The organism is Brucella thiophenivorans (genome assembly GCF_002252445.1).
Lineage (GTDB): Bacteria > Pseudomonadota > Alphaproteobacteria > Rhizobiales > Rhizobiaceae > Brucella > Brucella thiophenivorans.
The window spans coordinates 81,309-95,808 of sequence record NZ_NNRJ01000014.1 but is presented as its reverse complement, the minus strand read 5'-3'; the positions used below and the strand labels follow the sequence as shown (position 1 = coordinate 95,808).

Genomic DNA, 14,500 nt, shown 5'->3' with positions numbered 1-14,500 from the left:
TAAAACCCTGCTGATGCAACTCTAAATTAGCTGCTTTTTCACTCTTTAAGTGTATTATAGCTAACTGCAATTCATTTATATTTAGATGTGCTTTGCAAGCACATATGCGGGAAAATACGGATGGACGGCGCTGAGTTCATACTGCTGATTAATATGACAGTTTCCGGCCTGTTTGCATTTACCTTCTTTGGTATTGCCGCCTATGCCCGTGATAATGCTGCTGCGCCGGTTTTTGCTTTGGGCTTTGTTTTTGCAATGCTCTATTTTCTCACAGAGCTTCTGATCCCTTCGATTCCTAACAAGACTTTCGCTTACATGCTTGGTTTTGGCATGTATTTCGTGACGATGTCCTTACTGGTTGTCGGTCTCGCACGCATGTATTCGCTGCCGGTGCCGTGGTTAGCTTTAGGGTTTCTTTCTTTTTGCTCGTTTTTCCTGATCTATGGCATTTACGACATTGCCCGCAGCCAGATGGTCGGTCGAATTCTCTACCAGTTGCCGTATTTTCTCATTCTTATGCTGGCAGTTTGGGTTGTGATGCGCAGCCGAACCAGTGACACTACGCGCAAGAGGCCCTTTGGCAGATCCTGGAACACGCTTGATGGCATTATGGCAGCCCTTTTTGCCGTTAGCGCCATTCATTTTCTGATCAAGCCGGTGCTGGCCGACATGGTCGGTGGTGTTGGGGTTAATCCTGACGATTATGTCCGCACCGATTATGCCCTGTTGGTACAATCGATCGGTGCCGGGCTTTCCGTCGCCGGGGGGTTGCTGTTACTTTTGAGTTTGATGGGCGAATTGATTTCCGATGTAACCCTGCGCTCGGAGACTGATCAGCTCTCTGGATTACTCAACCGGCGCGGTTTTGAGTTTAGGGCAGAGGCGGCGATTGAAAAGTCCAAGCGCATGCGGCAAGCGCTGTCACTGATTGTCTGCGATATTGATTATTTCAAGTCGATCAATGACACTTACGGACATGCTTTGGGTGACCGGGTGATCGCGGTGTTCGCTGACGAATTGCGCCGTTCTGCTGCTGCAAAGGGAGGGATTACTGCACGCATGGGTGGTGAAGAATTTGCGGTTCTTCTTCCCGGCCATACGATCCAGTCCGCCTGGCGTTTTGCCGAACGGGCGCGACTGGCTTGCGCCGACATTACGCTTCCCGGTGTATCGGGTGATGTGGGCTTTGCGGTTAGTTTTGGTGTGACGGAGATGGAGTTCGATGATTTCTTTTCCGATGTCTATAAGCGTGCCGATGGTGCGCTTTATGAAGCCAAGAAGAATGGCCGCAATTGTGTGCGAACCGTTCTCCCCATGATGCTTGATGACAATGTGGTAGAATTTCGCGGTGCCAATACTGGCCGCTAATCTGCAAACAGTTCGAAATGCGCTCATTTTAAACTGTTGTAACGACCTTTGTGCGCCTATGAAGGCGCAGGGCGTTCTAAGGCACTTTGCCTTTGGTCTCGGTGCGTCTACAATCGCCGCATTCCCGATTTCGGGAGACATGCTTTGAGGGAAGATTTTATATGACCACAGACCATGCTGTCGATATTGCGCTGCTTCATCTGCGTGATGCGCATGCGTTCTCGCCACTGCTTGCAAGCTATGCACAAGCATTGAAGCGCGGTGCGCCACGCCGCCCGGATAATTTTTACGCCGAGAATCTTTTGCAGGACCGTGCCACGGAAATTCTTGGTGCCCGCGTGGACGGCAATCTGGTCGGCTTCGTAATCTTTTATGATCTTCCCGAGCCGATTTCTGGCCTGCGTGCAGGACAAGTCGATCATATCTACGTGCATCATGATCATCGCGGCAAAGGCATTGCGAAAGCGCTTATTGATCTGCTTGCTGATAAAGCGGAAGAGCGCAGCTGGTCGAAGTTGGTGCTGAATGCGCCACGTGTACCAGAAGATGGGCGCAAGCTTTATGAACAGGTCGCAACCGCCGCTGACTGGTCAAGCTATGTGATTCGCTTTGGCAATTAAGCATCCTCTGCAAAAGTGGATGAAATTACACATGTTTTTATGATTTGCGGACTTCAATCGTTTGAATTCAAGAATCACGCGAATGTGTCGTCCGGGTGCGACCAATTGTTAGTCTTTTGGTGAAAAAGCTTCTTTGACGTGGTGGTGAAAGCGCAGTAGAAAGCGCCACATAGGGTCGTGTGACACGATCAAGCCACATTTTCTGGGTCGTGCCGGCGCAGGATCGAAAATTCTGTCCCCTGCGTTGTGAGCGACATCGAACTGGGCTCGACTGAGCCCGCATCCGTTTTATCATGTCAACAAGAAGCTGACAGGATGGAGCGGATGAAAACGTCAGGGAAGCCCACGAGAGCCATGACACAACCGACCGCCACGCGTCAGCGTCCTTTGTCGCCGCATCTGTCGATTTATCGACCGAAAATCACGATGACGATGTCTATCATCCATCGTATCACGGGTGCCGCGCTTTACTTCGGAACTCTTCTGCTTGCTGCATGGCTGATCGCTGCTGCAATCGGTGAAGATGCCTTCAATACGGTAAGCGCAATCTACAGTTCGTGGTTCGGCTATGTCGTGCTGTTCGGCTACACCTGGGCGCTGTTGCACCATCTGGCTGGTGGCGTTCGCCATTTCATCTGGGACATGGGTGCTGGTCTTGAAAAGCACACGGCCAGCAAGATTGCCTGGCTGACGCTGGCCTTCTCGCTGCCTGCGACGATCCTTGTCTGGGTCGTTGCGTTTGCAGTGCGCTGAAAGGAATTTTGACATGAGCGATATGCGTACGCCTCTTGGCAAGGTTCGCGGTCTGGGTTCTGCCAAAGAAGGCACCGGCCATTTCTGGTTTCAGCGGATGAGTGCCGTGGCGCTCGTGCCGCTGGTTCTGTTTTTCATTGGTCTGGTGATTTCGCTCAATGGCGCAAGCTATGCGGAAGTAAAAGCTGTTCTGGCTCACCCTTTCACAGCGCTGGTGATGGCGCTGTTCGTGCTGACCGGCGTTTACCACATGCGTCTTGGCATGCAGGTTGTTATTGAAGATTACATTCACAGCGAAGGCCTGAAGGTCCTGCTGGTTATGCTCAACACCTTCTTCACGGTGGTTGTGGGTGTGGCTTGCGTTTACGCGATCCTCAAGCTGAGCTTCGGAGGTTGATAGCCCGATGGCTAGTGCACAAAATAATGCAGCTGGTGCTGCGGGCGAAAAGAACTACACATTCGTTGATCACAAGTTTGATGTTGTCGTGGTGGGTGCCGGTGGTGCCGGCCTGCGCGCAACGCTTGGCATGGCTGAACAGGGTCTGAAAACAGCCTGCATCACCAAAGTTTTCCCAACGCGCTCCCATACGGTTGCAGCGCAGGGCGGTATTGCTGCATCGCTTAAAAACATGGGCCCGGACAGCTGGCAGTGGCATATGTACGATACCGTTAAGGGATCGGACTGGCTGGGTGACACGGACGCCATGGAATATCTGGCGCGTGAGGCTCCTGCTGCGGTTTACGAACTTGAACATTACGGTGTGCCATTCTCGCGTACCGAAGAGGGCAAGATTTATCAGCGCCCATTCGGTGGCCACATGCAGAACTTTGGTGATGGTCCTCCGGTTCAGCGTACCTGTGCTGCTGCCGACCGTACCGGCCATGCGATCCTGCACACGCTCTACGGCCAGTCACTGAAAAATAATGCGCAGTTCTTCATTGAATATTTCGCGCTTGATCTGATCATGACCGATGGCGTCTGCACGGGCGTTGTCGCCTGGAACCTTGATGACGGCACAATCCATCGCTTCTCCGCCAAAATGGTGGTTATGGCAACGGGTGGTTATGGTCGTTCGTATTTCTCCGCAACCTCCGCGCATACCTGCACCGGCGACGGCGGTGGCATGGCTGCTCGCGCAGGCCTGCCGCTTCAGGATATGGAATTCGTTCAGTTCCATCCCACAGGCATTTACGGCGCAGGCTGCTTGATTACTGAAGGCGCACGCGGCGAAGGCGGTTATCTCGTCAACTCCGAAGGCGAGCGCTTCATGGAGCGTTATGCACCTTCCGCCAAGGATCTTGCCTCGCGTGACGTCGTTTCACGCTGCATGACCATGGAAATCCGCGCTGGTCGCGGCGTTGGCAAAAACAAAGATCATATTTATCTGCATCTCGACCATCTTGACCCGGCTGTTCTGCATGAGCGCCTTCCGGGAATTTCAGAGTCGGCTAAGATTTTCGCTGGCGTAGATTTGACCAAGGAACCGATCCCGGTTCTGCCAACGGTTCATTACAATATGGGCGGCATTCCAACCAATTATTGGGGCGAAGTGCTTAACCCAACCAAGGAAGACCCGGATCGTGTTCAGCCGGGCCTGATGGCTGTGGGTGAAGCAGGTTGTGCATCTGTTCATGGTGCAAACCGTCTTGGTTCCAACTCGCTGATCGATCTTGTGGTATTTGGCCGTGCGGCTGCAATCCGCGCTGGAGAAGTCATTGATCGTTCTGCAAAAATCCCGGATATTGATGAGGCCGCGTGCGAGAAGATCATGGATCGTTTCCATCGTCTTCGTTATGCGAACGGCAATACGCCAACCGCAGAACTGCGCGAAAAGATGCAGCGAACGATGCAGGAAGATGCAGCCGTGTTCCGTACGTCGGAATCGCTCAAGCAGGGCGTGGCACGTATGGCCGAAATCTGGAAAGAACTGCCGGATATTAAGGTTTCTGACCGTTCAATGATCTGGAATTCTGATCTGGTTGAAACGCTGGAACTGGAAAACCTGATGGCAAACGCCATGGTGACAGTTGTTTCGGCTGAAGCCCGCAAGGAAAGCCGTGGCGCACATGCGCATGAGGATTTCCCGGATCGTAATGACGCCGAATGGCGTAAACACACCCTTTCCTGGCTGTCGCCAAATGGCGACGTGAAGCTTGATTACCGCCCTGTTCACCTCGATCCGCTGACGACCGAGGAAGAAGGCGGCATCAATCTGGCCAAAATCGCGCCGAAAAAGCGCGTTTACTGATCGAGGGAATGAGCAATGGTTGAACTCGCACTTCCCAAAAACTCCCGTATGCAGGAAGGCAAAACCTGGCCGCGTCCAGATGGTGCCAAGAATGTAACGGAGTTCCGCATTTATCGCTGGTCGCCGGATGACGACGCAAATCCAAGCATCGATACCTACTATATCGATCGCGATGATTGCGGCCCGATGGTGCTCGACGGTCTTCTCTACATCAAAAACAAGATCGATCCGACGCTGACGTTGCGCCGTTCATGCCGTGAAGGCATTTGCGGTTCCTGCGCAATGAACATTGATGGTGCCAACACGCTTGCCTGCACCAAGGGCATGGACGAGATCAAGGGCTCCATCAAGGTCTATCCGCTTCCGCATATGCCGGTGGTGAAGGATCTTGTGCCGGATTTGAGCAACTTCTACGCCCAGCACCGTTCGATTGAGCCATGGCTCAAGACGGTTTCGCCTGAGCCGCAGAAGGAATGGTTGCAGAGCCACGAAGACCGCCAGAAGCTTGATGGTCTTTACGAGTGTATTCTCTGCGCTTGCTGCTCGACCTCGTGCCCGAGCTATTGGTGGAATGGCGATCGTTACCTCGGACCTGCTGTGCTGCTTCAGGCCTATCGCTGGCTGATCGACAGCCGCGACGAAGCCAAGGGCGAACGTCTCGACAATCTCGAAGATCCGTTCCGTCTCTATCGCTGCCATACGATCATGAATTGCGCGCAAACCTGCCCGAAGGGTCTGAACCCTGCCAAGGCGATTGCCGAAATCAAGAAGATGATGGTTGAGCGCCGCGTGTAAAACGCGTTTTTACAATCGACGGAAAGGGAGGCTCATGCCACCCTTTTCTTTTGCGGAAAATCTGGCTGATACTTGATTTTTTCGTGTTGCCCATATCTGATCATAAAGCAGAAGTTCAATCCTCGTTTGAAGGTTTCATCATGCTTGATCATATCGGCTTCAATATTTCCAGTATGCCAAAATCCAGCGCATTCTATGATGCAGCACTCGCTCCTCTGGGTATTACGCGTGCGATGGAGTTTGGCGACTGGGTTGGCTTTGGCCGCAATGGCAAGCCGGAATTCTGGATCGGCAAGCAGAAGGGTTCAAAACTTGAAGGCGTTCTGCATGTGGCATTTTCGGCGGGAACGCGTTCCGAGGTTAATCGCTTCTACGAAGCGGCGTTAGCAGCCGGCGGACGTGATAATGGCAAACCGGGAATCCGTGAACACTATCATCCCGATTATTATGCAGCTTTTGTCACCGACCCTGACGGGCACAATATCGAGGCTGTCTGTCATCTGCCGGAATAAAAAAAGCGGGCGTTGCCCGCTTTTTTGCTAGTGATCGCTCAAACGAGCTTTGCGTCCAGTGTTACTTCAATTGCACCAAGCGCTTTCGAAAGCGGGCAAGATTCCTTTGCCTTCTTCGCGAGGTTTGCAAAATCTTCATCCGAAATCCCTGGAATGCTCGCCTTGAGAGTCAATGCGCTGCGGGAGATCGCAAAACCACCACCTGATGCAGGTCCTACACTCACCGCGGCCGTCGCTTCAAGCTTTTCTGGTGGCGTTCCGTGTTCGGTCAGCATAGCTGAAAGTTGCATCGCGAAACAGCCGGCATGCGCTGCGCCCAAAAGTTCTTCCGGGTTGGTGCCAGCGCGTCCGCTTTCATCTTCAAAACGCGCTTTGAAATCATAAGGCAAGCCTTTTAGTGCGCCGCTCTGCGTATCGAGGGTGCCTTTGCCTTCTTTCAGCGTGCCTTGCCAGATTGCAGTTGCTTTTCTGTCCATGATGAAACTCCTCTGTTTGGTCTAAATAACCACATAGGGCAGCCACCCAAACCTTCCAGATTAAATTGCTTCACCTTGTAGCAAGCGCGGGGTATCGCCAGACAAGCCCGCAGCTTGCTTTATGAAAAAGGATTTGAGGCTAGGAACGCGATCAACAAGACCCAGCCCAATGTCACGAATAGTGCGCACAGCCGGATTGTCGTTGGAGAATAGTTTGGTCAGCACATCAGTGGTGACCCCCATCTGCACTGTGTCGAACCGGCGCCATGCCTGATAGCGTTCCAGTGCTGCAAAAGAGCCGATGTCGAGGCCGAGGCGGTCTGTCTCGACAATCACTTCAGCAATAGCGGCAGCATCGCGGAAACCGAGGTTCAGACCTTGTCCCGCGATTGGATGAATACGATGGGCTGCATCACCCACAAGCGCGAAACGTGGCTTTACAAATTCGCGCGCCAGCGTGAGGCCGAGCGGGAAAGCACGGCGCGGGCCTTCAACGGTGAGAGCGCCGAGGCGATGGCCGAAACGCTGTTCAAGTTCGGCATCAAAGATGAAATCATCTTCCCGGATGAGACGCTCGGCGTCTGCTGTGCGCTCGGTCCAGACGAGTGAGCTGCGATTGCCTTTAAGCGGCAGGATCGCAAAAGGACCGGCGGGCAGGAAATGTTCGTCAGCGCGGCCTCCGTGCGGGCGTTCGTGGGCAACGTTGCAGACGATGCCGGATTGGTCGTAATCCCAGTTAACGGTTTTGATGCCTGCAATATCACGCAGGCGCGACTTCGCGCCATCGGCGGCAATCAGCAGGCGTGTGGAGATTGTTTCGCCGTTGGCCAAAGTGACAGTGACGGATTCGGGCAGCGTTTCAAAATTCTCGACACTCATGCCTTCAATAAAGGTAATGCCGAGTTCGTCTGCTTTTTTGTGAAGGGCGGTGTTGAGAACGCGGTTTTCCACCATATGCGCAAATGGTTCGCCGGGGTTAACATCGCCAGCGAATGTCAGAAACACCGGACGCACGGGATCAGAGGTGCGGGAGTCTGTTACGACCATTTCAGTGATTGGCTGAGCATCTGTGACGATCTCCTGCCAGCAGCCAAGCTGATCGAGCATGCGTGTGGCTGCTGCTGCAATGGAAGAAGCACGCGGATCATTTTTCCATGCGCCAGCCGGTGCACCATCAATGACGGTTACGGAAAGATGCGGCGCTGCCGATTTGACGGCAACAGCAGTCACAAGGCCGACATAACCGCCACCTGCAATCACCAGATCGCGTTTGTTGGCAGCATTTTGTGTGGCTTCGGCGGACATAGCTCTTCCTTTCAGATCGTTCTTCGGTGAAGCTTATAAGGCTGCAATGGTGTACGGGAACTTGACAGTTTCCCTTGTGCGAGCACAAACAGTTCATCAAGAATATGTTGTCTATATAGGGTTTCAGGAGACAGGCTGTCCATGTCCAATAATGAAAAGACCGATCTATCGAAGGTCGAGCAAACAGCTGCCATGCAGCAGCTTCTGACAACGCTGGATCTTGAAACGCTTGAAGTGGATCTTTTCCGTGGTAACAGCCCGCAGGTGGGTTGGCAGCGCGTTTTTGGCGGGCAGGTTATCGGGCAGGCGCTCATTGCAGCGCAGCGTACGGTCGACGCAGACCGGCATGTGCATTCGTTGCACGGATATTTTGTGCGTCCGGGCGATCCGGCCATTCCGATCATCTATGAGGTTGACCGTATTCGCGACGGTTCCAGTTTCAATACGCGTCGTGTTTTGGCCAAACAGCATGGCAAAGCAATTTTTACGCTTTCGGCTTCGTTTCAGATCGATGAAGCAGGCCTTCAGCACCAGATTGATATGCCCGAAGGGCTGCCGACGCCGGAGCAATTGATGGGCGATCACGATCTGAAGGAAGAATATTTGCATCTCGCACCCGCAGGTGTGCGCAAATATTGGGAGCAGGAGCGCCCGATTGAGATCAAACCGGTTTCGCTCAAACACTATTTTTCGCGTGAGAAGCTGGCACCGCGCCAGCATGTCTGGGTACGGGCGCGTGGAATCGTGCCGGATGATCGCGCACTTCAGGCTGCAATCCTTGCTTATCTCTCGGACATGACGCTGCTCGATACATCGCTGCATCCGCATGGACGCACTATTTTTGATCGCGATATGCAGGTCGCAAGTCTCGATCATGCGATGTGGTTTCATCGTCCATGCAGGCTTGATGACTGGCTGCTCTATACGCAGGACACCCCGAGCGCTTCCGGCGCGCGTGGTTTCAACCGCGGTGCGCTCTACACACGCGAAGGAGTTTTGATTGCTTCTGTGGCGCAGGAGGGCCTTATCCGTGTTCATGAAAAAGACAGGTGATGATATTTTAACCATCGTATAAACTAGTGACTAAATTTTAGTCATTCTGCAACCGGCCGGTATTTCAAAAAAAGCAAAAGCTTAGTGCGATGAATCACTTAGAGCGGTTTTTCCATGACGGAGAAGCCGCTTTGCTTATTTGTTATGACTTTTTTTGAAACCGTTGCCTGGCGCGCAGAACGCTCAGAAAGTCCCGGTTTTGGCCGAAAATGCGGCCGTTTTTCGGGGATTTGAGTTTACGTCAGATGCGCAATATCAGAAAAAATTCATTTTAATGGCGTTGCTAAGCTCAACTGGCATGATTTTTGTTTCTCTTAGTCCGAACCGGTCTTTTCAGCGCACACGCGTTTGAAGCCGCCATTCGACGGAGATATTCGATGCTGATAACAGGAAGATTCAAGCAAACGGCTTTAGCCACCTTGCCAATGCTGCTCGTTCTTGCAGGAACTGCGCTGGCACAGGACGCAGCCGATGCTACCCCAACCCTTGATACCGGCGATACCGCCTGGATGCTGACCTCAACCGCGCTTGTGTTGATGATGACGATTCCCGGCCTTGCGCTGTTTTACGGCGGCATGGTTCGTAAGAAGAACGTTCTGTCGACAGTCATGCAGAGCTTTGCCATTACCTGCCTCATGTCGGTCTTGTGGTTGTTCTTTGGCTATTCGCTCGCCTTCACCGATGGCGGTTCGATGAATGCCTATATTGGCGGCTTCGATAAGGCGTTCCTGAAGGGCGTCACGATGGATTCGCTCACCGGCACGATCCCGGAATATCTCTTCATCGTGTTCCAGATGACCTTCGCGGTTATCACGCCAGCGCTTATTGCCGGTTCGTTCGCTGAACGCATGAAATTCTCCTCCATGCTCGTCTTCATGGTTCTGTGGCTTTTCATCGTCTATGTGCCGGTTGCGCATTGGGTCTGGGGCGGCGGCTTCCTTGGTTCTGACGGCGTTCTCGACTTTGCTGGCGGCACGGTCGTTCACATCAACGCCGGTGTCGCAGGTCTCGTTGCAGCGCTTATCATCGGTAAGCGTGACGGTTACGGTCATGTCAACATGGCTCCGCATAACCTCGTTCTTTCGGTCATCGGTGCAGCCCTTCTGTGGGTGGGCTGGTTCGGCTTCAACGCTGGTTCGGCTCTGGGTGCAAACGCACTGGCTGCCGTCGCCATGCTCAACACGCAAGTTGCAACCGCGGGTGCTGCTCTGGCCTGGATGTTCATCGAATGGGCCATTTCCGGCAAGCCAAGCGTTCTGGGCATCATTTCGGGCGCCGTTGCAGGTCTTGTTGCAGTCACCCCTGCTGCTGGCTTTGTTGACCCAACAGGTGCGCTTGTTATCGGCGTTATCTCGGGTGCGGTTTGTTATGTTGCTGCCGTCAAGATCAAGCATGCACTTGGTTATGACGACTCACTCGATGCATTCGGCGTCCATGGTGTCGGCGGCTTCGTCGGTGCGATCCTGACCGGTCTCTTTGCAGATGTGGCCATCAACGCCGCCGGTGAGGGCGCTACGATGGGCAAGCAGTTCTTCGGTGCTGCCGTAACCGTTGTATACACGGCAATCGCAACCGCCATCATTCTTTATGTGATCAAGGCCATTATGGGTCTGCGCCCAACCAAGCAGGAAGAAATGGAAGGCCTTGATATCGCGTTGCACGGCGAATCTGTTCAGTAGAACAGGCTTGTCCCAAGAGGAAAAAGGCGCGGGAAACCGCGCCTTTTTCATTTTCTGGTGCAAGGCGCTGCATGGTTAATGGGGAATTAACCATCGCCCAGCTAGGATCATCCCGATTCATTGCGCCCAGGGCTATCAAAGCCTGAGGGCAACAAACCATAGTTCGGGACAGGCTTTATGCGGCAAGGATATTCGCCCTCATACCCGCTGCGTGACGAGCGGATTTCGGATGATAGACTGCGACTGGTCAATATCTTTCGTAGGCAATTTTATATCCTCTTTGGGCTGGCGTTGCTTTCGCTGGCAGCGATGGCTGTTGGCGCGCTCGCTACATGGAACGTGGCCGATCCTAGTCTCAGTCATGCGACGGATAATCCTGTTACCAACGCGCTTGGCTATCCGGGTGCAGTCTTCTCCGATATTGCCATGCAGTTTTTCGGTCTGGCCAGTGTGCCAGCACTTGTGCCGATTGTTGTCTGGTCGTTGCTGATGATGACCCGCGGTGGTATTGGCAGGATAGCAAAGCGCAGCGTCGCCTGGTTTGGTGCGGCACTTCTGTTTGCGGCTATTGCAAGCTGCTTTGCGGTGCCGGAAAGCTGGCCGATGCCAATTGGTCTTGGCGGCGTGTTTGGCGATCTTGTGCTGCGCATTCCGGGTGTGTTTATCGGCGCATTTCCGCAAGGTGCGATTGCATCCGGCATTGCGCTGGTGCTGGCTTTCCCCGCTCTATGGCTTTGCCTGTTTGCAAGCGGGATTATCGGTCGCCGTGAAAGGCTGCTTGATACAGCTTCGGCACCTGGTGCATCGACTGATGATGATTTTACCGATGATGAAGATATTGGTGACGATAGTTCTTCCGGTGGCATCTCTGCGTTTGTAGGTTCTCTGACACACACAATGTACAGCGTATCGGCAACATTCAAGCGTCTGACCGGCATGAACCGTCGTAAGCCGCGTGAGGACGAATATGGTGATATGAGGCGGGTGCGTCGCAGTGCGGAAGCACGTGACAGTGCGCGTTATGAGCCCGGCTTTGATGGCGCATCTTCGGAAGAGCCACCGTTTGAAATAGATGATTCCATGGATCGGGCACCGCTTGCGGGTGAAGAATGGCACGATGCGCCGCCGCAGCGCTCCAAAGCGCGGGTTGGCGAACGAGCGCCTTCACCGAAAGCCGGTGCGCGCATTCAACGTGAAGCGCAGTCGTCGTTCCTGAAAGATGGCGGTGCTTTTGAAATGCCGTCGCTGCATTTTCTGGCTGAGCCGAAGCTGGTGCAGCGCGATTCATCCCTTTCCAAGGACGCGCTCGAACAGAATGCACGTTTGCTGGAAGGCGTATTGGAAGATTTCGGCGTGCGCGGCGAAATCATCAATGTGAAGCCTGGTCCGGTTGTCACCCTTTATGAGCTTGAGCCAGCTCCGGGGATCAAGTCATCCCGCGTGATTGGTCTGGCCGACGATATTGCACGCTCAATGAGCGCGATAGCAGCCCGTGTTGCTGTTGTTCCGGGTCGTAATGTGATCGGAATCGAATTGCCAAACCAGAAGCGCGAAATGGTTTATTTGCGCGAAATGCTGGCAAGTCGCGATTTTGAGCAAACCAAAGCAAAGCTTGCGCTGGCGCTTGGCAAAACCATCAATGGTGAGCCGGTCATTGCCGATATTGCTAAGATGCCGCATGTGCTGGTGGCAGGTACGACGGGTTCCGGTAAATCGGTTGCGATCAATACGATGATCCTGTCGCTGGTCTATCGCATGACGCCAAAAGAATGTCGTCTTATCATGATCGATCCAAAAATGCTGGAGCTTTCGATCTATGACGGCATTCCGCATCTTCTGACGCCCGTTGTGACCGACCCGAAGAAGGCTGTGGTCGCGCTCAAATGGACTGTGCGGGAGATGGAAGACCGCTATCGCAAGATGTCCAAAGTTGGTGTGCGTAACATTGACGGCTTCAATCAGCGCGTCGGTGAAGCCCAGAAGAAGGGTGAGCAGATCGCGCGTACCGTGCAGACCGGCTTTGACCGCAATACGGGCGAAGCAATTTACGAAACCGAACAGCTCGATTTGGAGCCAATGCCATATATCGTCGTGATCATCGACGAAATGGCTGATCTGATGATGGTTGCAGGCAAGGACATTGAGGGCACGGTTCAGCGTCTGGCGCAGATGGCGCGTGCCGCGGGTATCCATGTCATCATGGCGACACAGCGTCCGTCCGTCGATGTGATCACCGGTACGATCAAGGCAAACTTCCCGACGCGTATTTCGTTTCAGGTTACATCAAAGATCGACAGCCGCACCATTCTCGGCGAGCAGGGTGCCGAGCAGTTGTTGGGTCAGGGCGATATGCTGTTCATGGCCGGTGGTGGCCGCATTCAGCGCGTGCATGGTCCGTTTGTCGGTGATGATGAGGTTGAGCGCATTGTTCAGCATCTCAAGCTTCAGGGTGTGCCGGAATATCTGGATGCGATTACCGAGGATGAGGAAGAGGACGAGGGCGGAGGTCCGGCTGGAACGTCTAGCCTTGAAAACTCCGACGATCCTTATGATCAGGCTGTTGCAGTGGTATTGCGCGACAAGAAGGCTTCGACTTCCTATATCCAGCGTCGTTTGGGAATTGGCTATAATCGTGCGGCTTCGATCATTGAGCGCATGGAAGAAGAAGGTATTGTCGGTCCAGCCAATCATGCGGGTAAGCGCGAGATACTAGTGCCGACAGAAGACGAATACTAAAGCCTCGATATTTCGGCTCTGCTGGCCTGCAAATGGCGTGGCGCTACGTTTCCGGTGCTCATGTACTTTAAGTACACTCCGCTCCGGTTCTCTCGCCCCACCATTTTCGGCTCATTATAGCCAAAACCTCATTGGCTTTGGCTGCCACACTGGTGCCTAACTACCGGTTTATTTTAAGAGAATGAAGAAAAAAGAGAGTTTGCCGATGATGATCTCCCGAGTTTCCGCATTTGTGAAAGCCAGCCGTTTTGCGGCTGCAGTCGGATTGGGAGCATTGGGTCTTGGAGTGGCAGCACCGGCATTCGTGCCTGTTGCAGCCCATGCGCAGGGTGCGGGTAATGCGGCGGCAGCCCAGCAGATCGCGGATCATTTTTCGTCTTTGCGCACGTTGACCGGCGAATTTGTTCAGTTTGGACCTAAGGGCGAACAGACCGGCGGGACTTTTTATCTGGAGCGTCCGGGTAAAATCCGTTTCAATTATAACGACTCTCCGATCCGGGTGATTTCCGATGGCAATCAGGTTGTCATCAACAATCGCAAGCTCGACACATGGGATATGTATGCGCTGGGCACAACGCCACTCAAGATGCTGCTGGCTGATCGGATTGATCTTGGCGGCGGTCGTCTTCAGAGCGTCAAGCAGGACCCGGATATGACCACGCTTGTTGTGGGCGACAAGACTGCTTTTGGTAATTCGAAAATCACTATGATGTTTGATCCGCAATCGAAGGATCTCAAGCAGTGGACCATCACTGATGCGCAGGGTCTCGATACCACGATCATGGTGTTCAATATCCGCAGCGGTGTCCGCTTTACCGACGACATGTTCAAGATCGATTATCAGCGCATTGCAATGAAGCGCAAAAAGTAACTCATCGAATCTTTGAACATTTGCTTTTGCCGGATAATTGATTAGGTTCGCGGCTGTCTTTTACTGTCCGCGAGTCTTTCCCC

Annotated in this window: 13 protein-coding genes; 11 read left to right on the top strand and 2 right to left on the bottom strand. The window is 53.4% G+C overall.

Annotation, left to right across the window (positions count from 1 at the left end; genetic code table 11):
- Positions 1 to 120 precede the first annotated feature (120 nt).
- From CEV31_RS04630 to CEV31_RS04600, 7 genes are all read left to right on the top strand, one after another.
- The gene (locus CEV31_RS04630) at positions 121 to 1,368 is read left to right on the top strand and encodes a GGDEF domain-containing protein (protein WP_094505718.1); all 1,248 of its coding nucleotides are present in this window, start codon (positions 121 to 123) and stop codon (positions 1,366 to 1,368) included.
- A 161-nt stretch (positions 1,369 to 1,529) separates the two neighbouring features.
- Complete coding sequence (locus tag CEV31_RS04625) at positions 1,530 to 1,988, top strand: GNAT family N-acetyltransferase (protein ID WP_094505717.1); 459 nt, start codon at positions 1,530 to 1,532, stop codon at positions 1,986 to 1,988.
- A gap of 354 nt (positions 1,989 to 2,342) precedes the next feature.
- Positions 2,343 to 2,741, top strand: coding sequence for a succinate dehydrogenase, cytochrome b556 subunit (gene sdhC / locus CEV31_RS04620; protein ID WP_094505813.1), 399 nt, complete (start codon positions 2,343 to 2,345; stop codon positions 2,739 to 2,741).
- A gap of 13 nt (positions 2,742 to 2,754) precedes the next feature.
- Positions 2,755 to 3,138: a succinate dehydrogenase, hydrophobic membrane anchor protein gene (sdhD, locus tag CEV31_RS04615; protein ID WP_094505716.1), complete on the top strand. Its 384-nt coding sequence runs from the start codon at positions 2,755 to 2,757 to the stop codon at positions 3,136 to 3,138.
- 7 nt (positions 3,139 to 3,145) lie between these two features.
- Positions 3,146 to 4,990, top strand: a complete 1,845-nt coding sequence (gene sdhA / locus CEV31_RS04610; protein WP_094505715.1) for a succinate dehydrogenase flavoprotein subunit — start codon at positions 3,146 to 3,148, stop codon at positions 4,988 to 4,990.
- A 15-nt stretch (positions 4,991 to 5,005) separates the two neighbouring features.
- Positions 5,006 to 5,785 carry a succinate dehydrogenase iron-sulfur subunit gene (locus tag CEV31_RS04605; RefSeq protein ID WP_007872174.1) on the top strand — a complete coding sequence of 260 codons (780 nt, stop codon included), beginning with the start codon at positions 5,006 to 5,008 and terminating at the stop codon, positions 5,783 to 5,785.
- A 140-nt stretch (positions 5,786 to 5,925) separates the two neighbouring features.
- The gene (locus CEV31_RS04600) at positions 5,926 to 6,297 is read left to right on the top strand and encodes a VOC family protein (RefSeq protein ID WP_094505811.1); all 372 of its coding nucleotides are present in this window, start codon (positions 5,926 to 5,928) and stop codon (positions 6,295 to 6,297) included.
- Between the two features lie 38 nt (positions 6,298 to 6,335).
- Here the strand turns inward: CEV31_RS04600 and CEV31_RS04595 are convergent, their stop codons facing one another.
- Positions 6,336 to 6,773 (bottom strand): OsmC family protein, encoded by a 438-nt coding sequence (locus CEV31_RS04595; RefSeq protein WP_094505714.1) that lies wholly within the window; start codon positions 6,771 to 6,773, stop codon positions 6,336 to 6,338.
- A 60-nt stretch (positions 6,774 to 6,833) separates the two neighbouring features.
- Positions 6,834 to 8,078, bottom strand: coding sequence for a ubiquinone biosynthesis hydroxylase (locus CEV31_RS04590; protein WP_094505713.1), 1,245 nt, complete (start codon positions 8,076 to 8,078; stop codon positions 6,834 to 6,836).
- 141 nt (positions 8,079 to 8,219) lie between these two features.
- Here CEV31_RS04590 and tesB point away from each other — a divergent pair, with 141 nt between their 5' ends.
- The 4 genes from tesB to CEV31_RS04570 all read left to right on the top strand — a co-directional run bounded on the left by tesB (position 8,220) and on the right by CEV31_RS04570 (position 14,417).
- The gene (gene tesB / locus CEV31_RS04585; protein ID WP_094505712.1) at positions 8,220 to 9,131 is read left to right on the top strand and encodes an acyl-CoA thioesterase II; all 912 of its coding nucleotides are present in this window, start codon (positions 8,220 to 8,222) and stop codon (positions 9,129 to 9,131) included.
- Between the two features lie 377 nt (positions 9,132 to 9,508).
- Positions 9,509 to 10,810 carry an ammonium transporter gene (locus CEV31_RS04580; protein ID WP_094505711.1) on the top strand — a complete coding sequence of 434 codons (1,302 nt, stop codon included), beginning with the start codon at positions 9,509 to 9,511 and terminating at the stop codon, positions 10,808 to 10,810.
- Positions 10,811 to 10,987: 177 nt separating this feature from the next.
- Positions 10,988 to 13,546 carry an FtsK/SpoIIIE family DNA translocase gene (locus CEV31_RS04575; RefSeq protein ID WP_094505710.1) on the top strand — a complete coding sequence of 853 codons (2,559 nt, stop codon included), beginning with the start codon at positions 10,988 to 10,990 and terminating at the stop codon, positions 13,544 to 13,546.
- Between the two features lie 205 nt (positions 13,547 to 13,751).
- Complete coding sequence (locus CEV31_RS04570; RefSeq protein WP_210190883.1) at positions 13,752 to 14,417, top strand: outer membrane lipoprotein carrier protein LolA; 666 nt, start codon at positions 13,752 to 13,754, stop codon at positions 14,415 to 14,417.
- Positions 14,418 to 14,500: the final 83 nt, after the last annotated feature.